This is a genomic window from Segatella hominis, from assembly GCF_019249725.2.
In the GTDB taxonomy this organism is placed as follows: domain Bacteria; phylum Bacteroidota; class Bacteroidia; order Bacteroidales; family Bacteroidaceae; genus Prevotella.
In genome coordinates, this window is the sequence record NZ_CP137559.1 from 773,761 (window position 1) to 796,426 (window position 22,666).

At 38.0% G+C, this 22,666-nt stretch carries 21 protein-coding genes and 2 pseudogenes; 6 read left to right on the top strand and 17 right to left on the bottom strand.

The genetic code is table 11. The features are described from left to right. Positions 1–819, bottom strand: a complete 819-nt coding sequence (locus KUA50_RS03030; protein ID WP_218457420.1) for a glycosyltransferase family 2 protein — start codon at positions 817–819, stop codon at positions 1–3. A 351-nt stretch (positions 820–1,170) separates the two neighbouring features. On the opposite strand from KUA50_RS03030, the pseudogene KUA50_RS03035 reads away from it, so the two are divergent. From KUA50_RS03035 to KUA50_RS03045, 3 genes and pseudogenes are all read left to right on the top strand, one after another. Further along, a pseudogene (locus tag KUA50_RS03035) lies at positions 1,171–1,734 on the top strand (DUF4433 domain-containing protein). Between the two features lie 2 nt (positions 1,735–1,736). Beyond that, entirely contained in the window at positions 1,737–2,825 is a 1,089-nt protein-coding gene (locus tag KUA50_RS03040) for a macro domain-containing protein (RefSeq protein ID WP_218457423.1), read from the top strand. 125 nt (positions 2,826–2,950) lie between these two features. After that, on the top strand, positions 2,951–3,748 hold the full coding sequence (locus tag KUA50_RS03045; protein ID WP_218457424.1) for a family 16 glycosylhydrolase: 798 nt from the start codon (positions 2,951–2,953) through the stop codon (positions 3,746–3,748). Positions 3,749–3,766: 18 nt separating this feature from the next. On the opposite strand, the gene KUA50_RS03050 is transcribed toward KUA50_RS03045, so the two are convergent. Genes KUA50_RS03050 through KUA50_RS03075 form a run of 6 tightly spaced genes read right to left on the bottom strand, consistent with a single transcriptional unit; the run spans position 3,767 to position 10,238 of the window. Beyond that, positions 3,767–4,591 carry a glycosyltransferase family A protein gene (locus tag KUA50_RS03050; RefSeq protein ID WP_218457425.1) on the bottom strand — a complete coding sequence of 275 codons (825 nt, stop codon included), beginning with the start codon at positions 4,589–4,591 and terminating at the stop codon, positions 3,767–3,769. Beyond that, positions 4,578–5,387: a hypothetical protein gene (locus tag KUA50_RS03055; protein WP_218457426.1), complete on the bottom strand. Its 810-nt coding sequence runs from the start codon at positions 5,385–5,387 to the stop codon at positions 4,578–4,580. The genes KUA50_RS03050 and KUA50_RS03055 overlap by 14 nt, the downstream gene beginning before the upstream one ends. 4 nt (positions 5,388–5,391) lie before the next feature. Next, positions 5,392–6,540, bottom strand: coding sequence for a glycoside hydrolase family 99-like domain-containing protein (locus tag KUA50_RS03060; RefSeq protein WP_218457427.1), 1,149 nt, complete (start codon positions 6,538–6,540; stop codon positions 5,392–5,394). 39 nt (positions 6,541–6,579) lie between these two features. After that, positions 6,580–7,638, bottom strand: a complete 1,059-nt coding sequence (locus KUA50_RS03065; RefSeq protein ID WP_218457428.1) for an EpsG family protein — start codon at positions 7,636–7,638, stop codon at positions 6,580–6,582. A gap of 6 nt (positions 7,639–7,644) precedes the next feature. Next, positions 7,645–9,186, bottom strand: a complete 1,542-nt coding sequence (locus KUA50_RS03070; RefSeq protein WP_218457429.1) for an oligosaccharide flippase family protein — start codon at positions 9,184–9,186, stop codon at positions 7,645–7,647. A 2-nt stretch (positions 9,187–9,188) separates the two neighbouring features. Beyond that, positions 9,189–10,238, bottom strand: a complete 1,050-nt coding sequence (locus KUA50_RS03075; protein WP_218457430.1) for a chain-length determining protein — start codon at positions 10,236–10,238, stop codon at positions 9,189–9,191. Positions 10,239–10,659: 421 nt separating this feature from the next. Between KUA50_RS03075 and KUA50_RS03080 the strand changes: the two genes are divergently transcribed. Both KUA50_RS03080 and KUA50_RS03085 read left to right on the top strand, forming a co-directional pair. After that, the gene (locus KUA50_RS03080) at positions 10,660–10,989 is read left to right on the top strand and encodes an AAA family ATPase (protein WP_218457431.1); all 330 of its coding nucleotides are present in this window, start codon (positions 10,660–10,662) and stop codon (positions 10,987–10,989) included. Positions 10,990–10,993: 4 nt separating this feature from the next. Next, positions 10,994–11,341 carry a hypothetical protein gene (locus KUA50_RS03085; protein ID WP_218457432.1) on the top strand — a complete coding sequence of 116 codons (348 nt, stop codon included), beginning with the start codon at positions 10,994–10,996 and terminating at the stop codon, positions 11,339–11,341. 262 nt (positions 11,342–11,603) lie between these two features. Here KUA50_RS03085 and KUA50_RS03090 read toward each other — a convergent pair whose 3' ends face one another. The 10 genes and pseudogenes from KUA50_RS03090 to KUA50_RS03130 form a co-directional block, all read right to left on the bottom strand. Beyond that, on the bottom strand, positions 11,604–13,142 hold the full coding sequence (locus KUA50_RS03090) for an ATP-binding protein (protein WP_218457433.1): 1,539 nt from the start codon (positions 13,140–13,142) through the stop codon (positions 11,604–11,606). Positions 13,143–13,350: 208 nt separating this feature from the next. Next, a complete protein-coding gene (locus tag KUA50_RS03095) occupies positions 13,351–13,815 on the bottom strand; it encodes a PD-(D/E)XK nuclease domain-containing protein (RefSeq protein WP_218457434.1) in 465 nt (154 codons plus the stop codon). Positions 13,816–13,893: 78 nt separating this feature from the next. Further along, on the bottom strand, positions 13,894–14,112 hold the full coding sequence (locus tag KUA50_RS03100) for a hypothetical protein (RefSeq protein WP_218457435.1): 219 nt from the start codon (positions 14,110–14,112) through the stop codon (positions 13,894–13,896). Positions 14,113–14,175: 63 nt separating this feature from the next. Further along, the gene (locus KUA50_RS03105) at positions 14,176–15,399 is read right to left on the bottom strand and encodes a transposase (protein ID WP_318346065.1); all 1,224 of its coding nucleotides are present in this window, start codon (positions 15,397–15,399) and stop codon (positions 14,176–14,178) included. Positions 15,400–15,555: 156 nt separating this feature from the next. Then, a complete protein-coding gene (locus KUA50_RS03110; protein WP_022111699.1) occupies positions 15,556–15,741 on the bottom strand; it encodes a Fic family protein in 186 nt (61 codons plus the stop codon). A 237-nt stretch (positions 15,742–15,978) separates the two neighbouring features. After that, positions 15,979–16,116, bottom strand: a pseudogene (locus KUA50_RS16845) (ATP-binding protein); the annotation flags it as partial. Continuing rightward, on the bottom strand, positions 16,113–17,042 hold the full coding sequence (locus KUA50_RS03115; protein ID WP_022111697.1) for a YitT family protein: 930 nt from the start codon (positions 17,040–17,042) through the stop codon (positions 16,113–16,115). The gene KUA50_RS03115 and the pseudogene KUA50_RS16845, both read right to left, overlap by 4 nt. Positions 17,043–17,202: 160 nt before the next feature. Beyond that, positions 17,203–17,388: a DUF4250 domain-containing protein gene (locus KUA50_RS03120; protein WP_022111696.1), complete on the bottom strand. Its 186-nt coding sequence runs from the start codon at positions 17,386–17,388 to the stop codon at positions 17,203–17,205. 39 nt (positions 17,389–17,427) lie between these two features. Beyond that, a complete protein-coding gene (uvrA, locus tag KUA50_RS03125; RefSeq protein ID WP_218458181.1) occupies positions 17,428–20,265 on the bottom strand; it encodes an excinuclease ABC subunit UvrA in 2,838 nt (945 codons plus the stop codon). Between the two features lie 140 nt (positions 20,266–20,405). Then, positions 20,406–21,116, bottom strand: coding sequence for a gliding motility-associated C-terminal domain-containing protein (locus tag KUA50_RS03130; RefSeq protein ID WP_022111694.1), 711 nt, complete (start codon positions 21,114–21,116; stop codon positions 20,406–20,408). Positions 21,117–21,267: 151 nt separating this feature from the next. Between KUA50_RS03130 and KUA50_RS03135 the strand changes: the two genes are divergently transcribed. Next, a complete protein-coding gene (locus tag KUA50_RS03135; RefSeq protein ID WP_218458182.1) occupies positions 21,268–22,641 on the top strand; it encodes a LysM peptidoglycan-binding domain-containing protein in 1,374 nt (457 codons plus the stop codon). Positions 22,642–22,666: the final 25 nt, after the last annotated feature.

Sequence of the window (22,666 nt, forward strand, 5' to 3'; positions counted from 1 at the left end):
TTATTTTTGTGTAAAACTACTATGTTTCTTAAGATATTTATAGCTGTCAATTTTTCTTCTTATGATTTTTTTGAAATATGATGGTATGAAGCCTAATAAGAATGTAGTATAGGCTTTTATTGGATTATAACCTAATATTTCCTGATATACTGCTAAATTGTATTTTATCATTGAAAGTTTATTGCTTGATAAGGATTCGCTTCTCAGACAATAGTAGGCAAGTGGTTCCTCTGTATAGGCATAGCAATCCTTACATGCTTTTATTATTTGTAAGAATAAAGCCCAATCTTCACTTTTATATAATTTTGGCATGAAGTATTTCTTACCTAATCTTTTAATATCATATATCGCAGTAGTGCAGCCAATCTTATTATCATATTTCATTTGATTTAATGTAATGTGCTTAGGAGGGATGTTTATGCCAACGATATTGTTATGAATATCACAGATACAGTAGGCACTGCAGCATAGTGCGCAATTCTTTTTCTCCATTAAATCAATTTGTTTTTCGATTTTTTCGGGATGCCATTTGTCGTCACTGTCACAAAATGCAATGTATCGCCCTGTGGCTTTTTCTATTGCAATATTACGGGCATAACTTGCTCCGTGATTACTTTTCAGATAGGTAACATTTACTCGACAATCTTTCTGTGAAAAATCATTTAGAATTCTTTTTGTTTCCTCGTCTGATGAGCAATCATCTACAATGAGCAATTCTATATTAGAATATGTTTGGTTCAGTACGCTATTGATGCTACCAAATAGTAATTTGCCCGTATTATATGTAGGCATAATTACAGAAACGATATTATTTGCCATTTTTATTATTTTAATTGCAAAGGTACTATAAAAATATTATTAAATGTTATTTTTGGTTCAAAAAAAAACATAAAATATTTATTTTGTGTGTTCTGAATTAATATGATGAAGAAATATGTGATTGAAAGAAACGTGAATAGTGGTTGGTTTTGAATTTTCTGGGTTTAAAAACAATATCAAAAAAAAACTAATTTTTATTGAATAGACCAAACGATATTTGTGTGTTTCAAATAAAAATCGTATATTTGTATTGATTTAGAATCAAATTTAATTTTGGAAGATAATACAAATTTTAAGAAGCATATTAAGTTTGCTTTTAGAATTATCCATATAAATAACATACCTCATGTTATGAAATATGGTTTGGTACATAATAATTCACCTTTTGCAAGTGATAGCTATGTACCTATAGGAGATATGTCGGTTATGGATGCCCGCTCAACGAAGCTGCTGCCAGATGGATCTTTACTATCCGAATATATTCCTTTCTATTTTGGACCAAGATCCCCTACGTTATATAATATTCAGAATGGTAATGGTATTTTGACAAAGAAAGCCCCAGATGAGATAGTCTATTGTGTAATACGTATAGAGGATGTAATTTGTAGTGATTTGCATTGCGTTTTTACAGATGGACATGCATTAAATAATATGAGTAAATTCTAGTCTAAGTCAGATTTGCAACGATTGGATAGTTTTGTAAAACAGGAGGATGTATATGCAACATATTGGTTCAATCAATCGCCTTGGGACGATAGGAAACGGAAAAAAGAGGCTGAATTGTTATTTAAGGATGAGATTCCACCTCAATTTATAGTAGGATTCCTTGTTTATAGTGAGAAAGCTTTAGAAAAAATGATTTCTTTTGGGATTCCTAAAGAAAAAATTATTGTTAAACCAGAATATTATTATTAGATATGATTAGATTTGTAAAAGGCAATTTATTGGAAAGTTCTGCTCAAGCACTTGTGAATACAGTAAATACTGTGGGAGTGATGGGTAAAGGTATAGCTTTGCAATTTAAGGAGGCTTACCCTAATAATTATATTCTATACAGAAAGGCATGTAAAGATAAACTTGTTCGGGTTGGTTCTATGTTCATAACTCATGAACAAAATGTATATGGAATAAATAAAATCATAGTAAATTTTCCTACAAAAACGACCTGGAGAAAGCCCTCTGAGTATTCCTATATAGAGATGGGACTTAAAGATTTGAAAGATAAGATTCTTGAATATCATATCGAGTCTATAGCAATACCTCCATTAGGCAGTCATAATGGTGGCTTGGATTGGAATGTTGTAAAACAGATGATTATTAACCAATTGTCTGAGCTGAATTGTGACATTATACTTTATGAACCAAATGAAGCAATTATAGAGTTGATGAAATCTGAACGAGTGAAATTGACTCCAGCAAGAGCTATGTTGCTATATATGCTCTGTTCCTTGGTTTCTGAAGGTGAATTTGCGTCTGAATTTGCTGCAGAAAAGCTGGCATATTTTCTGCAAAAATTTGGAGCAAAGGATAGTTTTAAATTACAGTTTAGACAGTATTATTATGGTCCTTATTCCGGTAAGGTAAGATTTGTTCTTCATTACTTAAACGGAAGTTATCTAAAAGGTGTAGGACAGATGGAACAAAAACCATTTGATCCTATTTGGTTGTTACCAGATACTTTCAAAGATGTCCAGGACTTCTTTGCAAAAGAAGAGAATAGGCATTATGAGGATATTTGTAAGAAAACAGCAAGTTTCCTCTCTGGCTTTTATTCCAATTATCTTTTGGAGTTATTGTCAACTGTTGATTTTATCTTGCATAACAATGCAGATCTTAAGGAGTGGCTGATAATGAAACCTCAAAAAGTATATGAACTGGTGATTTTGCATATTAATCAATGGAGTGAACGCAAAAAGTATTTATTCAATAATGAAGAGTATGTTCGTCTGGTGTTAAATCATCTGTATCAGTTCGAAAAACAGAATACTGGATTATTATATGTGTGAGTACATTTTATACATGGATTTCTTGCATGACTTTAAGGACGTCATACAAATATAAAAATATTATTAAAAGTTATTTTTTTGTTCAAAAAAATGAGTTTTTTGTGTTAACATTGTAAGAAAAAGATATGAAAGTTAATTGTATTAGGTTATTTTTATTGCTTTTATGTGGATTATTAATTTCTGACTCTATTCCTGTTCAGGCTAAAGAAAAAAGTTGGAAATTGATTTTTTATGATGATTTTAATTCTATAGGAAAGGAACGTTTTGATACGACAAAATGGATAGTCCCAGATCGAGAACCTTATAAGTGGTCAAGATGGATATCTGATTCTAAATCAGTTGTTCTTAGGAGAAATGGTAAATTGATATGTCGGGCTATACCAAATACTGCTTTTGCTGATTCTGCGAAAATGTTAACTGGCGCAATTTGTACTAAAGGTAAGTTTTCTTTCAAATATGGAAAATTAGAGGTGAAAATGAAAACCAATTTTTTGCCGGGTAATTTCCCTGCTGTATGGTTGTTGCCAGAGAATCATGGAAATCCTTATAGATATGGTGAGATTGATGTTGTAGAATTTTTTGGTACTGACCAGAAATCCCATCAAACAGTACATTCTCATAGTTCTTTTATATTAGGTAAAACTGAACAGCAAAATTCTTTTGCTCAGAAAGTGACACCTAATCAGTGGCATATCTATGGAATGGAGTGGACTCCTACTTATATAGCTATGTATGTTGATGGAAGAATAATAGGAACGTTTTTTAAATCAAATGACTCCGAAGAGGTCGAAGAAGGACAATGGACATTTGATCGCCCATATTATATTATCCTTAATCAGAGTGTAGGGGATGAAGGCTGGAATACTCCTATGTTGAATACAATTTATGAAACAGAAATAGATTGGATAAAAGTTTATCAATAAGTTACATTAAGAAAGCTGCTATTCTAATAGTAGCTTTCTTAATGTTGCTATGATTCTAGTCACTGTAAATAAGAAGTTGTATCGAAACGGATGAGAAAAATATGTAGAAGAGTATAAATACAACATTTTTCGTTCCATCTTTTTCTTCTTATTTCTTATTTGAGTATTCCTTGATGCAGAATCCTGTCTTTCTCTCACATAATAAATTGCCTTTTCGGAAGTCGTCTTAATCTTTTTAATGCGATATGAAATCTTATACATGAAAAAGGCATCTTCACCATGTGTGATTCCTTCTACAAAACGTTCTTTACCGATAGAATTTATGTCTATTAGTTTACAGCAAGAACTGGAGAAAAAACTACGAGAATTCAGAATATTATGTTTCTTGTGCTTTTGGCTATTTTTAAAAGCAATACCAAGAAAATGTTCTTTTTCTTCTTTTTTACGTTCATCTACAGATTTTGCATAAGTTTCTACGATAGCATCGTTTTCTGCTTGTGCCAACATTTCTTCCAAATAGCAAGAACTAATCCAGTCATCATCATCAATAAATGTGATGTATCTCGATTTTACAGCTTCAATTCCAATATTTCTTGCTTGTGATACCCCCTTTGCTTTTGAGTATAGCAAAGTGGAATTGAATGTATATGATTTGAGATGTTCTTCTATTTTTGACCAATATGGTTCTTTTTCTCCATTTAATACAATGATGACTTGAAATTTGTCTTTATCTAAGGATTGCTTTTCTATACTATCCAAACAATCCCATAGGTAATCTTTGGGAATATATGTTGGTATAATAACGGTCAAACCATTATTCTCAGGTTCTTTATATTTTTGCATATTCAATTTCAATATTTCCTAATTCTGCTGCAATTTGTGAGTAAGATGAAAAAACACTTCCTATAATTTTTTGTGTTTTGCTTAAACAAAAAAGGTCCACAACCGCAAATTTCATCCCTTCTAATGTGTTGCGATCTACATCTTCTCTAATAGTTATTATGGAATCAGGAAATTTTTCCTCCAATATATCCTTTACATGATCATCATCGCTGGCGAGATAAAATTTAGTATTTGCATCTTTCTTCAATTCTGCATTGATAGAATTAATAAAAGCTTCCAGAGGTGATGATTTTATAGACTCAATGTTGTCTGTTCTGCGAATATGGATTCCAATTGTTCTTTTTGTGAAATTTTGAACAACTTTGTCGATTCTTTTCTGTATATCGAGTTGAGGTACAAATATATTCTTTAGCTCATATTCCTTACACATCGGGTAGCAGGATATCAACAAAAGAGTATTTTTATACTGCTTTTTCAATTTCTCGTAAATATCACTATTGCTTCTGTATATGCTATAGTTGAATATACACTGCTCACTTAAAAGATGCAGAAGTAACGCTCTTTTCAGATAGTCCTTTGTACCATCAATTTTGTATATCCATTTCTGGTTTTCTTTCAACGTAATATGTTTATTATTTATTGGTTGAAACAGGTCTTTGAAATCAGCTTTTAAGCCGATACTGTTATTCCAATATATGATAGCTTCAGATTGATAGCGCTCCGCAACAGCTATTCCTGTTGCGATGGCTCTCAATCTATTGCATAATCCACCTGTTGGTATAATTTTTACTTCCATAAATTTAATCAATAATTGTATTTTTAATTGCGTCTAAATAACCATGACCATATTTAATATCTGGTTCAACGTAATTTCCTTCACCCCATTCGTTCCAAGATCTTAAGAATATGATTTTATGTTCATTTTGTTTATCTTCTACAATCTTTAGAGCATCTTTGATGTGATTCTCAAAATTTTGAGGTGTGGAGTTAACGTAAATGCCCTCATTCTTACCAACTCTTGGAGTTCGATCCCAGTTAGAGATAATGGTTGGAAATACGTTTTCCCAATTGTCTTCTGGAGAGAAGAATTTTTTCACGACTTTTGGATAGTCGTATTTTAAAGCTGGCAAGAAAGGAAATCTTTCCTGAATAGCTTTTCTAATTATTCTCTTGTATTTACCTTGATAAAGCATTTCTGCACGGTTCTTTCCAATTGGGTTGATACCATCGAATCCTAAATCTAAGAAGCTGTTATAGACATCGGCACTACTTTGCAAATTTGGCAATACTCGTGTTATACTTCCATCCGCATTTCTTTTTATAGTTGTAGTGGAAGCACACATTGCAACAAAATATATACCTTTTAGCCCATTATCTTTTGCAAGTTTTCTCCAAAGCTCAATGAAATGAGTTACTTCTGCAAAGTGGTAAGGGTCAAAAATTAAAAATAGTGGTTTACCATCTATTGTTATATATCTGTGATCTTTAAATGCTGGCAAGAGATGGTTGAAATGATTGATGTAGTCTTCATCACCAGGATAAAGTTGCTCACAAATCATTTTGTTTCCACCCTTGTTTTTCCACGTGTTGGTTTTCCAATCATGATTAGCCCATGCAAGGCAAAAAGGAAAATCAGGCTTTCCTGAACTTAGTACCTCTTCGAAAGGACGTTGTAAAAGTTGTTTGCCATTTCCCATCCAATAATGCCAATAACAAAAGCCTTCAATTCCTGCTTCTTTTGCTAATTGCGCTTGTTGTATGCGTGTCTCTTCTAATCGTAAATCATAGAATCCCAAGTCTGCAGGAATCTTTGGTTGATAATGGTTATGGAATACAGGACGGGCTTTGGCAACATTAGTCCATTCAGTAAACCCCGGTCCCCATACATTATCATTTTCTGGAATTGGGTGAAATTGAGGTAAATAATATGCAATAACTCTTGCTTTCATGTTGTTATATTTTTATATTTTTTATATTTTTGTTGTCGTTTAATCGGGCATGATTATATTTCCCAATCCATAATGCGGTATGCTTACATAGAGCAGAATGAGAGATATTATAACTACTATGGTGATACCTATCCACTTCTGTTTGATGGTGTATATAAGATAGGTATAAAGCAGTATATTCACGATACAATATAACTGGCTTGTTCGCAAAGCCAAAACTGGCAAAAAGGAAAGTGCTGAATACAGAGACAATCCTATTGCTGAAGTTTTAAGTAATATCGGGAAATTACTGCATAGTTTTGTCAGCGTATCCTTAAAAAGGAAGAGGTAATAAAACAGCAATATCGACATGATATGCAGCGGATCAAAAATATTGATTGCTACTGTTATTTTTCCCTTCTCTACTGCAGTCTGGTAAATTGCCAGTTTGTTACCGATAAATGGAATTGATGGATTCATCAGAATACTACCCCCTGCATAGAATACTACATATCCCAACGGAATAGCGCATAGAAATAGAATAGTTGTCTTTTTGTTGAAAGGTTTGTTGTTCAGAAATATGATAGGAAGGAGTGTTAATGATGAATAATGTATTAAAGATCCTCCAAGCAAAAGCAAGAAGGCTATTTTCTTTTTGTTCTCTGTTATGAGATGAAGTGCAATAAGTAATATTCCCGATACGACTCCTGCTCTTATCTGTGTAAGGTCATGCAGTACATAGTAGAAGCTAATGTAACATAACAGTGGAATAAAATAGAATTCGGTCAATTTCCTAAATGCAAACATTTTTAAAGACACTCCGAATAGTGCGTAAATCAAAAACAAAATGTGTACATTGTCTGTAAAGCATCTCAAAATGTATGATATGAGCAGAAATGAAGGCTCAACCATCTCGTCTGTTCTATTCTTGAAATAATTCAAGAATGTTTTTTCGTAATTTTCAGAGTCTGGATCCAAGCCGATTTCTCGAAATCCAGCAATAATTATCAGTACAAGACCTATCAGAAAAAATAATGGCTTCTGATATTTCTTGATATATTCTTCTAAGTAACAAAGTATAGCAATGATAATAAACATTGCCAATAAGATGTAACCCATATTGCTTTATTTTTTTATTTTTCTATTAACTAACTCTTTGATAAGTTTCCGTTCCGTTTTTGAAATGCCAACAGTATATAATAGGATGGATATGCTTATTGCAGAAACGGCAAACGACAAGATGAGTTGAAGTATCCTGTTTGTATTCAACGTCTCTACGCAATATACAATCAGCGTTGTTGCAGAAATAATCAGGATGCCCGGTAAAACCAGTCGTGCCATATATTTAAAGATGGTTAAGTAGGATATACTTTTCTGCAGCATGAGTAATCTGATGATATGTGCCAAAATGCAAAGTCCAATCATGGTGATGAACACATAATAGGATGGCATGCCTAACTTGAATAGGATCCAGCAGATAGGCAGGCACAGTATCGTCATACTTTCCACATACATACTGTATTTGCGTATGTTGCCTGTTGCCTGTATGATAGTGGTAATCGGATTATGTAATGCCAAGCATATAGTATAAACCGCATAGAGTCTAGAATACAAAACCATGGTAGGTGTATACTTCCCAAGCCAAAGTTTAAGTAAAGTCTCTGCTTCGAAGATGAAGGGGATAAGTACCATCGTCAGCAGATAGAGTATGGCCTTGCTGCTTGCGAAGAAAAGCTGTTCTAAATATCCATTCTCCTTTGCAGAATATGATTTAATCATTGCTGGTCGGAATGCAATGACGATACTGTTGGTGAGAGTATTGATTGCATTGTATATTTGATTGGCAATACCAAAAGCAGCATTGATAATAGGGCCAAAAAATATGTTTAGGATGATGGTGCTTCCCTGAGTCATGCCTACACCAGCCAATGCTCCATAGAAAGACCAGCCAGAGAAGGAAAATAATTCCTTGTATAGGCTTTTTTTTCTTACTATGGTATATTTACATTCCGAATATTTTTTCTTTGCAATTATGATATAAAGTATCATCACCATTAACGCCTCAAACATCAGGGCTGCTCCGTAAAATAACAGATTATCACCACCTGTCATACCAATACAATAGGCTATTAGAAGTTTTACGATGCAATCAATTGTAGATATCAAGGCATAATATCCCATGTTCTCATTGGCAAAGATTGCACCGATGAATGGTATCTGAAGAAGTGTAAATATGAAAGAGCAAAGGGAAAATTGAAAAATCCATTGAGCTACTTCCAAACGTTCTTGCGGAATGGTAAGTTGGGTAGAAATTAGCCATGGTCCAATCAGCTCGATAATGATAAACAAAATGAGAGCTGTCAGCATAACGATGTTGAGGCTAACCGAGAAAATCTCCTTCAATCGTTCTGTATCTCCTTTACCCATTGCGAAAGAATAAAAACGTTGCGTAGACAAAGCAAGTACGTTACTGAAGCATGTGCTTGCAGTTACTACTCCTGCTACGGCATTGAAGATTCCATAATCTTCAGTGCCAAGTCCTGCCAATACCCAACGTATTGTGTAGAGATTGACGAAGGTTATAATAAGCATTCTGGCGAATAGCACTAATGTATTGGATGCTATTCGCTTAGAACGGTTTTGTATGTTTTTACTACTTGCATACATATTTAATCTATTTCTCCAAATATGACTTTTCTAACAGAAAAAAATGTAATGATTATGAAAGCTAATAAAGTCATTCCTAAAGCAAAAATCATTCTTTTTGGTCCTGTTGGCTTCAAAGGAACTGAGGCATTTTGTAATGTTGTAAATGCCGGAGTTTGCATTAATAATTTTGCTTGTGCTTGTTGAACTTGTGTTGTCAATGCAGTATAATTATTATATAATAACTGCATTTCGTTCTCTAAGTCATTTTCTTTCAGTTTAAATGACTCTAAGACAACGTCCTGGTTAGCGTCGGAATAGCTTCCATAAGTACGACGTACCTTTTCATATTTCTCTTTAGCATCTTTGCACATCTTCTGATAATATTCCAGGTCTGTACGAGCTTTTCTTGTACGATACTCTGTAATAAACTGCTGGAGTCTTGCTCTTACTGTGTCAGCTATTGTTGCGCAGATCAAAGGATCTTGGTCATCGACAGATATTGAGATGACATAGTCTTTCTTATCAACGCTACATTTTATAAGAGTACCCATGCTTTTTGCTACTTCATCTTGTTTTTTAGTCAACATAAAAGAATTAACTTTTTGCTGACTAATGCCTGAAGCCTCTTTGCTTGCAAATATGTTTTTGATAGCTTCAATGGCTTGTGTCCACCATGGTGCTTTTTGCATCGTTGATAAATAATTGTAGTATGTTGTATTTATCTTACCATCTTTAGATTTTACTTTCACATCAAAAAGACTGGTTATAAAATCATTAGATTGAATCAGATCAGGATACAATTCAGGAAAAAGGGCATCACCACCCTTAGATGTTCCCATATCAAATCCAAAGGAGGATGCTATATCGCTCAAAGAACTTGAATTAAAACTGGAAAGTTCAGGTGCTAATTTTACAGTAGATGTATATGTCCTTGGTACACAAACTATGAGTAAATAGGATACAACTGCGACTACTGGTAGTGCAATTATGTATGCCTTTTTATGTTGCCACATTGTTTTGGCAATAGCAACTACATCTATTTGCTTTGTTTTTTCTTCTTTATATTCCATGTTATTTTTGTTTGCTTATTTTATATATAATGCAAAATTACTAAATTTATTTTGTTTGAGCAAAGATATTTTTCATTTTATCCCTCTTTTAGTGGAAAAATGCAATGAATGGAAGAAAAACAAGATGAAGTGATGGTCTTATTTACATTTGGACATTCTCTTGGATAACAATGAATACATCGCATAGCAACTGTTGCAATAAGATTTTTTCCTTTTTTCTCTTTTTGAGTGCTGATATTTTGAAAAATATCTTTTGAAAATATTTGGTGATTTTCTTTTTTATATGTATATTTGCAAAATATATTATGAGCTATATTTAATTTCCTTAGGAATATTGACACTATTGTATATGTTTGTCTTTAGTGGCGATTTTCTACTGATATTGACAGTAGATAGATTAGGGATAAAATAAAGATTCAAAATGATGAAACAAAAAAGAAAAATGCCTTTGGGCATACAGGACTTTGAAGAAATGCGTAGGGGTGATTATCTCTATGTGGATAAGACGGATATTGTATGGCAGTTGGCTAACGGCGTTAAGTACAATTTCCTAAGTCGTCCTCGTCGTTTTGGTAAGTCCCTGTTGTGCTCTACCCTCAAGTGTTATTTTGAAGGAAGGAAAGAACTCTTTGAAGGATTGAAAATCATGCAGATGGAGGAAGACTGGGTCAAACGTCCGGTCATCTATCTAAGTATGAGTTTGGGTGGCTCTTCTGCTCAGGAACTTAAGGAATATTTGCATTGGTTCTAATGAAATGCTTAATAAACTTTTAAAAAAGTATGTGGATGATATACCTTCACTTGATGGTAGTCTCATAGATGCTGATTATTTGGAGATGAGTGATGTCAATATGGACGAGCCGAAACTCTTTCTCTATCAGTCTGGTTATCTTACCATTAAGGTTGTGAAAGGTGATTGTTACTTGTTAGGTTATCCAAATAGGGAAGTGAAGAAGGCTATGTATGAAATGGTTTTGCCTATGATGACAGATAAGCCTTCTTCTGAAGTGACTACTCTGGTTCAAAAGTTGAAAATGAACTTGTCTATGGGGAATGTAGATGATGCTATGCTTTGTCTCAAAGGGTTGGTAGCAGGTAGATAATGGTGGGATTAAAGCGGCTATTAGTCAGATGAAGTCTCGTCATTATGCTGATATTTATGCGGCAAGTGAAAAGAAAATAATCTGTTTAGCTCTTGAATTTTCTAAAGAAAGCAGAGGACTGAAAGAGTGGCAGGTTCTGGATTAGTCCAATAAAAACGAGCGGAAGATTTTAATTTCTTCCGCTCGTTTTGCTAATGTTTATATCTCTCCAATCTCTGTCGTCTTTTATTTCGCAATAGTCTAAAATAAAACAATGCCTGAATTATCCCACCTTCCAACTCTCTACTCCTCTTGTCTTGCTGGAGAAGTTGATGCCGAGCTTGATAATTGTTCGCTTATCCATAGCGAAAGGAGCTGCATAGTTTTTGGACTCTATCTGTTGCAGGGCTTCTTCTGCACTTCCGTCTAATTTGCATTCAATGATGTAAATGTAGTCGGAAGTTTGAATGAGAACGTCCATCCTGCCATCACTTGTCGGTATTTCTACCTGTGTGCGGAATCCCATAATCTTAAAAATGAGATATAGGGCATTTTGGAAGTAAAGTTCTGCTTCGCCTGCTACCTGATAGTTGTTGTCTGCAAAGAAAGCAGTAAGCCGATTCATAAATTGTTCAACATGTCCTGCTTCCACATCCTTGACAAACTCATCGACCATAAAGGCGGAACGATCACCCGCAGAACAGTATAGTGGCAGCAGGAAGTTAAGGAAACCTTCTTCCACTTCTCTGTTAGGGAAACCAAGTAGGTATTTCTTAAACCTTTCGTCATAGCCTTTGATAGTGAGATAACCACTCTGGTATATCACAGGTATCGGATTGGTTGACAGTGAATCCACGCTGTTGATTACATCGTCTGATACCCTTTCCTTTGTCATGTCTGGCAAACGATAGTTGTGCATTTTCAGCAAGTCAACTAGAAATGTGGGTGTGCCAGTCTCAAACCAGTAGTCTTTATAGCGAAGTCTTGACAAAGTGTTCAGTACGCTGAATGGGTTATAGAGACCTACTGTATTTTCCTCGAAATGATATCCGTCGTATCTTGCTTTCAGTTTTGCTATTGTGGATTCTTCTGTATCGCCATTGGCTTCGGCTAATTCGCTGATACCTTCCTTGAAATTCGTAAGCAGTTCCTTCTCTGTCATTCCGCAGATGCTGATATAACGATGGTCCATCGAGATATCCGTCAGGTTGTTGAGGTCGCTGAACACGCTAACCTTGCCAAACTTGGTTACACCTGTGAGGAATGCAAACTTGATATATCGGTCTTGGGTTTTCAAAACCGAATAGAATGCTTTCAGCTGTGCACGGTGTTCTGCCTGTAACTCAGGGTCGCGCAGGGTCTGAAGTATAGGCTTGTCGTATTCATCTATAAGAATAACGACACCACATCCTTCTTTCTCCGCAGCTCTTGCTATCACACCCTTGAAACGAAGGGCAAGTGTGGCTTCTGACTCACGGGCTCCATATTTGTCCTCCCAACCTGTAAGGTAATCGTTAAGTACATTATATAGGCTGTCCTTTTCTCGAAAGTTGGCGGTATTGAGGTCAATATGGAATATAGGATATTTCTTCCATTCTGTCTCTAAGTCATAAATGGCAAGGCCTTCGAAGAGTTCCTTCTTGCCTTGGAAATATGCTTCCAGGGTGGACAAGAAGAGACTCTTGCCGAATCGTCTCGGACGACTCAGAAAGTAATATTTGCCCTCATCTGCGAGCTTATATACAAAGTTTGTCTTGTCAACGTATTTGTAACCGTTACGTCGCAAGTCTTCGAAATTTTGTATTCCTATTGGATATTTCATTAGAATGACTCCTTTCTTGAGGTGTTTTGTTGTTTCTTACTTCGTCATTTTAGCAACAGTTGCTATCTTATGACATGCTTCCTAAATGCAAAATTAAGCATTTTTTCTGAGTTACCCAACTTGTGAAGTGTTAAATGTTCGTTGTAAACGAAATTATGGCACTTTTCGCCCGATTTGGGCTTGGGTAACATGTATATAATGCAAAAGTTTATATCTCTCCAATCTCTGTCGTCTTACCTTGTTGGAATATTAGATATATTCCGTGTAGTTGTGTTCCTACAGATAGACTTTGTATATTCGAGTCTGTAATGTATTTTTTCAATTGCTCCTGGGCTTGTTCCTTGATTATCTTTACTTCTTCAACTGTTGCTTTAGAATTAAGATACTTCAACTCTATAATGTAGCTATGGCGCAATGTTGGGTATTTCTTGGTGTCTGCTAAAAGAAAGAAGTCGCAATAGCCATGATTTGCCTCTATCTCAGGATGCGCTATGAAGAGCTTTGATAGGTGAAGGTAGGCATTGAAATAACCTTGTATGTTACGCTCTCCTTGAATGCTATCTCTGATGCTACTGTCTTTCCAATATGAACTGGAAAGATATTTAAATAAAGGTTGCCATTCTCCTTCTTGTGCCGCTTTACGGTACATAGCAGATAAGTCATTGAGATCCAAACCGTGTAGTGACTGGTATTGTTCTACCAGAAAGTCGTAATACAACTTGCGAATGGTATTGTTGTGGATTCGCTGTGATTAGAATCTTGGCTTCCCTTTCTTGAATATCTCTACATTTATGCGATAGCCATATCCGGAAGGCTCGTCGCGTTTGGTGTTGGCTAATGATTTTTGGAGATATTCAATAGCTTGTTCTATTACGTCTCTTCTTGTAGCACCGTGAAGACCGCAAGAAGCAACCGGTTGGTCGTTGCCCATCAGCTCCATCTGTGCTTGTACTAATGTATGTAAATCCATAATCTTGTCTTTATTTTATAATATAATTGGTATACAATAGTTCGTTAATAATTCAATAATGTGCTAAGCAGCTATACGCTGTAAGCACGAGAGATCTTTGAAAATCTTACTAATTAAAGTTCGGTTCGGGGTGTACCCACTTGCTTTAAAAATTCGTTTCACTAGATAAATGTTGGTCATCAGTGACTTAAATGAAGACATAGAATATTCCATTCCCATCTCCTTCATAGTTACCTTGGCAACATTTAGTGATGTGAACGAAGCATTGAAAGCAAAATCGAGTTTCCACTTATCGCGAGCTTGGCAGTCCATAAGACCAGTATAGCCTTTGGCGTCACGAAAGCAAAATTCGATCTGGAACCTAGTTCTATAATAAAGAAGTACCTCTTCACCCGAAAGTGAGGTGTCTGTAGAGAAGAATAGTTTCTTCTTGCCATTCGGCATCTGCCAGATGACAAGTCTAACTTTACACTTGAGTGCCTTGGAATAGGCAATCAAAGTATAAGCTGTTCCTTCTATATCTTTCATCTCCATCTTCTCCATTCGAGTGAGGTCAAGATTCTTCATATCAATCTTGCCATCCTTGGTCTTGGGGCGACCACGTTTTCCTGTACGTGGACCTGCATAGACATAAAAGAGACAAGCATTGTCACGAAAGCGGCTTATCAAAGAGAACCCTTCTTTCTTTATCCCATTAACAAATGTACTTGTAGAGAAGTAAGCATCTGCAACTATGAGGGTTGAGAGTTTAAGAAGTTCCTTGCGATAACGCTTAATGACGCTGATATAGAAATCTACCATAGTCTTATTTCTGAGACTCAGTTCTTTATTACTTAGCGACTGGTGGGCTCTTAACATCATGCAGTCTTTGGCATCGATATCAACGAGACCAATACCCATGATTTCGAGACCATGTTTAACAGACTGTGCACATCCCGACCAAAAACGACCGATATGTGGAGTCTTCTTGCCAGCTTTGCTGATGTAGCTGGGATCAATGGCAATAGCCCATCTTCCCTGTTTACCAAAGAAGCGCTTGGCAAGTGAGACATTAAGTTTGAGCCAGTCAATGCACTTCGACTTTTTCAAGCCGAATGCGTTGCGATAGGTTTGCTCAACATGCGAGCCATACCTACCCATTTGGGTGAAATTTATCTTTCTTGGTATTACCATGAACAAAATTATCACCTCGATGAGTATTTTCTCGAAACTTTTTGTTAACTTTGCAGCCGAATCTTCAACTGCATCTTTAAAGATATCCATATATAGGTCAAGTCCTGTATTCATGTAATATTGTATTTGTCGTGATCTACAAAGTTACTGAAAATCAGCGACTTGACCAACTTTTTATAGCTAAGTTTTCATAAGCATTTCTTAATATAAGTTATTGATTTACAGACGATTAAATATTAATTTAACGCAGTATTGGGTATACATATGCTGTTATTTTGTGAAATGTGTGCCATCTTCTCTTTCAAGACGTTCCTTTCCCTTCTCTGTAAGCAAGTATTTCTGCTTTGGATGATGAGGTGAGTTTGGATAGAGAGGGGTAATATATCCTTTCTTGATGGCAGGAATAAGATAATTTACCATAAAGTTCTCTCTGTCTTTAAGTTTAAGAAATGCCATTATTTCTTTAATAGAAAATGTATGGATGCCTATAACGTGTAAGAGTTCTTTGCTTCCCTCTGAGCTTGCCGGGTACTTGTCGGGTACTTGTCGGGTACTTGTCGGGTACTTGTCGGGTACTTGTCGGGTTGCGGTATCATTTACAGTCTCATTTGTCTTTTGGCATCCTCTGGGCATGATAACAAGTACACCGCCCATGGTTGCCTCCAATTTAGGGGCAGAAAGCCCAGCATTCTTGAAGCCTGCTTGGATTATGCCGATGCCTCGTCCCCATGATTCGATGAAGCCTGCCTTGTAGAAGGCATTAGCTATGTTGAGATTGCGGGGTTTGGAGGTGTGTTTATGGAGTAAAATGTATATAATGCAAAAGTTTATTTCCCTTCTATTTCTTCTTCATTCCCTTCTTCGCTTTTCTTCTTGATCTTACCCTTGATCTGGTCGAAGCCTTCGCCATATACGCCAATCACGGCACTCTGGCTGACGAAGGCGTGAGGGTCTATCTCTTCGATGAGGCGGAAGATGGTTTGCGACTGGCGCTGCTTGGCCAGTACGAAGAGCATCTTTACCTGCTGACCGGAATAGAAACCGGAGGCATCTACTACGGTTACTCCACGGTCGGCATCTGTATTGATACGTTTGCCTATCTCCTGATATTTCTTGGAAATGATGAAGAACTGTACGCTTCGGCGACGACTGTTGACCACCTGGTCGATACAGAAAGCCTGGACATAGAGTACTACATATCCATAGAGTACTTTCTCCCAGTCGTGGACTACAAAGTAGCTGGAGGAAATGATGAAAATATCACATATCATGATGACTCTGCCCAGAGAGATGTCGCGATACTTATTGACGATGGCTGCTACGATATCTGTTCCTCCCGTAGAACCGCCCGCAGAAAAACCGAGTCCGATACCGCATCCGCAAAATACTGCTCCTAAGAATGCTGCCCAAAGCGGTTGGCTCTGGAGAAGATGCAGATTCTCTGTATGGTGTGAAAAATAGGAGGTGAGAAGGGTTACCACGATTACGGCATAGATGGTTTTCATGCAAAACTTCTTGCCGAGAATGATCCAAGCTGCTACGATAAGACAGGAATTGACTATAAAATAAGGTATCTGTACTGGACATCCTGTGGCCCAATAGATAATAGAGGAGATACCAGGTAAGCCGCTGGCTGTTACATTGGTAGGAAGGAGGAATACATTCCAGCCGATGGCATAGGAAATCATGCCAATGGCGATGAATACATAGTCTTGAATCTCTCGAAACAAGGGTCGCTTTGTTATGTTTGCAGTCATGTCTTATTTTATTTTTTTATTTATTCTTGTTCGTTTTTCTTGTTTATTTAATTGATCTCTTTTATAAGATGATAATTGTGGCTGCAAAAGTACATAAAAAAACTCAGATAAAATAAATTATCTGAGTTTTTCTTGCATAAGAATGCGAATTGATGTCGATTTACCAGAACTTCTTCTGCTCTTCTGACCATTCGAAACCCTGGGTTGCCATTTTAGCTTCCAGATCGGCACGGTTTACATGGAAATGATAGCAAATCTCATCCAATGTATCAAACTCATGGTCGCGAAGCAGGAAGTTGATTGCGCTTACCAGCATCGGCACATCATTCATAGGTAATTTATCCATAAAGCAATCTTTTTTTGTTAAAATATAGTGTTGATAATCTTATTTCTTTTCTCTCTTGAGTTCTTCTGCCAGAAATCTTGGAGTGAATCCTTTCTTGCTCTTGGCTACTTCCTCTGGGGTTCCTGCACACAGCAACTGACCGCCTCCTCGTCCGCCTTCTGGTCCCATGTCGATGATATAGTCTGCCAACTTGATAACGTCGAGATTGTGTTCGATGATAAGTACTGTGTTGCCTTTATCTACCAACTTCTCCAATACATCCATCAGGATGCGGATGTCTTCGAAGTGGAGTCCGGTAGTAGGCTCGTCCAGGATATAGAGGGTCTTGCCGGTATCACGCTTGGAAAGCTCGGTGGCAAGTTTTACTCGTTGGCTTTCACCGCCGGAGAGGGTAGTGGAACTTTGTCCTAACTTGATATATCCGAGTCCGACACTTTGCAAAGCCTTGACTTTCTGGAGTATCTGCGGTACGTTCTCGAAGAATTCTACAGCCTGATTGATGGTCATATCAAGCACATCTGCAATACTCTTTCCCTTGTATCTTACCTCTAAGGTCTCACGGTTGTATCGCTTGCCGTGGCAAACTTCGCATGGTACATATACATTCGGCAGGAAGTTCATCTCAATGGTTTTATATCCATTTCCCTTACAAGCCTGACAGCGGCCTTCACTAACGTTGAAAGAGAAGCGACCTGATTTATAACCGCGTATCTTGGCTTCCGGCAAACCTACAAAGAGTGAACGGATATCGCTGAATACTCCTGTATAAGTAGCAGGGTTGCTGCGAGGAGTACGACCGATAGGACTCTGATCAACATTTACTACTTTGTCGATGTTGTCTATTCCCTCAATACTGTCGTATGGCATCGGCTTCTTGAGCGAACGGTAGAAATGATGAGAGAGTATCGGTTGAAGCGTCTCATTGACGAGTGTTGATTTGCCCGATCCGCTGACACCTGTTACCACAATGAGTTTGCCGAGTGGGAACTCGATATCTACATTCTTCAGGTTATTGCCCTTTGCGCCACGGATGATAATGCTCTTGCCATTACCTTCACGCCGCTTCTCGGGTACTTTGATTTCCATCTCGCCATTCAGATATTGTGCGGTGATGGTCTGGGTCTTCAGCATTTCAGCCGGTGTTCCCTGAAATACAACTTCGCCTCCCTTGCGTCCTGCCTTCGGACCGATATCCACTATCCAGTCTGCTGCAAGCATCATGTCGCGGTCATGTTCTACTACGATGACGGTATTGCCGATGTCGCGAAGTTCTTTCAGACTGTTGATGAGGCGCTCGTTGTCACGCTGATGCAATCCGATGCTCGGCTCGTCGAGGATATAGAGTACATTGACCAACTGGCTACCTATCTGTGTGGCAAGTCGGATGCGCTGGCTTTCACCACCGGAAAGGGAAGCAGACTGACGGTTCAGAGAGAGATAATTCAAACCGACATCGAGGAGGAAGGTTACGCGGGAACGTAATTCCTTTACGATTTCATGAGCTACTTTGGCTTTCATCTTCGGCAGATGTTCCTCTACGTGTTCGAGCCAATCGAGCAATTCATCAATATCGAGGGAGGCTACTTCTGAGATATTCTTATCCCAGATGCGATAGGAGAGAGACTCTTGTTTCAGACGCATACCGTGACATTTCGGACAGTCGATGGTGGTGATAAACTGGTCTGCCCATTTCTTGCCGGCAGTAGAGTCGTCATTCTCTATTACTTTATGAAGATAATCGATTACACCATCGTAGGCGCAGATATAGTCGGAAGAGGTTCCTGCCTTTTCCTTCGGTATCTTCACGTTCTCAAGTGTGCCGTACATTACCTCTTGCATGGTGTCGTCATCAAGGTCCTTGATAGGGGTCTTGATGGTGGCATTATGTTTCTCTAACAATGATTGTAACTGCCAGAATATCATCTGGTTCTTGTATTTTCCTAAAGGCACGATTCCACCTGCGTAGATGCTGAGGTTGTCGTCTGGTATTACCTTCTTGAGGTCTATTTGATTAACCTTTCCTAAACCTTTACAGTGTGGACATGCTCCTTCGGGAGAGTTGAAGGAAAACATGTTTGGAGCTGGATCCCGGTAGGCCATTCCGGTAACAGGGTCCATCAGTCTCTTGGAGAAAATCTTGGATTCTCCCTTCTCCTTATCAATGACCATCACCATGCCGTCGCCTTGTTTCATGGCAGTGGTGATACTCTTGCGGATACGCTCTTCGTCATCATCGCGAACTGCAAGTTTGTCGATGAGAACCTCGATGTTGTGGTTCTTGTATCTGTCCACTTTCATTCCTCTTTCGAGTTCCATGATTTCCCCATCTACCCTCACATGTAGGTATCCCTTGCGTCGCATACTCTCGAAGAGTTCGCGGTAATGACCCTTGCGCTGACGAACGAGTGGGGCAAGGAGGAAGATGCGACGGCCTTTGTAATCGCTGAGAATCATGTCGATGACCTGTTCCTCGGTATATTTTACCATCTCCTCGCCAGTATGATAGCTGTAAGCTGTACCTGCGCGTGCATAGAGCAGACGCAGGTAATCGTAAATCTCTGTGGTTGTGCCCACGGTGGAACGGGGATTCTTGTTGGTAGTCTTCTGTTCGATACTGATGACAGGACTGAGACCTGTAATCTTATCTACATCAGGACGTTCCATGCCGCCCAGAAAATTGCGGGCGTATGCAGAGAAAGTTTCGATATAGCGTCGCTGGCCTTCGGCAAAGATGGTGTCGAAGGCTAAAGATGACTTGCCGGAACCTGAAAGTCCTGTAATTACTGTCAGTGAGTTGCGGGGAATCTCTACGTCCACATTCTTCAGGTTGTGAACTCTGGCTCCCCACACGTTTATCTTTTCTTCTTCTGAATTCATTGAAGTTAATTGATTCTTGTTGAAATGCTATTTTTGTATTGAAATGCTTCTTGAAAAGCTTTTCTCTTCTTGAAATACTTCTTTTTATGGAAATATGACTTGAATGATTTCCTTTCTTTCTAATCCTGTTGCTCTCGGGGTTATTCCGTGGCAGTAGAACCTGATTCGATGTAACCCCTCAACAGGTTGACATCCTTTTTGATGTTGTAGGTCTTGCCATCGGCTCCTTTTGCCTTGACTAGGCAGAAATAGACTCCGTCTTTCACAGGCTTACCCTTATAGGTGCCATCCCAACCGTCTGCAGGGTCGTTCCATTCATGAAGTTTCTGTCCCCATCGATTGAAGATATATGCATGAAATTCGGTCAGACTCTGGTATCCGTCTTTCGCCTTGTAGATGTCATTGATACCATCACCGTTTGGGGAGAAGGCATTAGGCATCTGCAAGAAACTTTCAGAGATGGTAAGAGTGAGAGGAGAATCCTCATTGTTCTGTTCGATAACCTGTCCATCTTTCGTGAATTTGGCATAGAGGATGATGCGGTGCAGACCAGACTGATTAAACTCAAGATCTGTATTTTCTTCATACCTTATTATATATGGCTCTGTATCATTGTCGTGATAGATGCGCCACTCATAGTATTCTGTCCATCCGGTAATGCCAGTAGGATTCGCCTTGAAAGCAGCCTTGATAGGTGCCGAACCGGAATAGGATGCGTCTTCACTGGTCTCACCATCACTTGTAGTATAGGTGACTGATGGGGCAATAGATGGAGCATCGTCTGCGAAACTGGTTGTTGCCATGGCTAAAAACACCATCAATAATAATATGAAATTCGTCTTTATTTTCATGTCTTTATGTAAATTTCTGCAAAGATAGCGCAATTTTCTGAATTAGAGTATGGTTGAATGAGAGTTTTTTTGTATTTTTGCAAATGAAATTATAAAATTAAGCAAAAGAAATCATAATTTTGTGGATTAATAACATAAATCAACGAAAAAGATGAAACAAAAAATGAGATACATCTTGTTGGGCATAGGATTGATTTTGTTCAATGCCTCAGCGTTCTGTCAGACTACTAAATGGCGTGACATTTATACGGTGAAGAAAAAAGATACGATTTTCGGTATCGCCAATAAGTATGGATTGAGTCTGCCTGAACTGATGGAAGCTAACCCGGAAATGAAGAAGGAAGGATATATGCTCCAGAAGGGTGCTACCATCTTTATTCCTTTCGAGAAGAATAATACCGCTACAGGTGGAACTGCTCAGGCAGGTCGGACCCATGCAGCTCAGAAACAGGTGGCTCCTCAGAAGAAAGCCAATACGGTGAATGTGGGTGTGATGCTTCCTCTGCATGATGTAGATGGTGACGGCAAGCGCATGGTGGAGTTTTATCGTGGCATTCTGATGGCTTGCGAAAAGTTGAAGCAGCAGGGTGTCTCTACGAATATTCATGCCTGGAATGTACCTATTGATGCGGATATTCGTACTACACTGGTACAGGAAGGTGCCAATCAGTGTGATCTTATTTTTGGTCCGCTTTATACCAAGCAGGTGGCACCATTGGCTGATTTCTGCAAAACCTATGGCATCAAGATGGTGATTCCTTTTTCTATCAATGGTGACCAGGTGGATCACTGCAAGGAAATCTTTCAGGTATATCAGTCTCCAGAATCGCTCAATGATACAAGCATCAAGGCTTTCCTGAACCGTTTTAAGAATGTACATCCTATCTTTGTGGATTGCAATGACACTACTTCCCGTAAGGGTAACTTTACTTTTGGTCTCCGCAAGGAACTGGAGAAGAGAAAGATTACTTATAGTGTGACCAATGTAAATTCTTCATTAGAATATTTTGCCAAGGCGTTTGTTCCTTCCAAGCAAAATGTAGTGATACTCAATACCGGACGTTCGCCACAGCTGACTCAGGTTTTGAATAAGTTGGATGAGTTTACCGCCAAGTATCCTGGTGCTGACATCTCCCTCTATGGTTATACCGAGTGGTTGATGTATGCCAAGTACAATCTCGACCGCTTCTATAAATATGATACTTATATCCCTTCCACATTCTATTATAATGCAAATTCTGCTAAAACAATAGATTTGGAGAGTAAATACAATATCTGGTTCCATCAACCTATGCAGGTAGCGATGCCCCGATTTGCCATCACTGGTTATGATCAGGCGATGTTCTTCATTCAGGGTGTCAATAAGTATGGCAAGGATTTCACAGGGCAGATGACGCAGGTAAACTATACTCCTGTGCAGACTCCTCTGCATTTTGTCAAGACTTCAAAGGGTGGTTACCGTAACCAGATATTACAGTTGATTCATTATACATTCAATCGCCAGATAGAGGCGGTAACCTATTAAAAAGTGACATATTAAAGATAAGTAA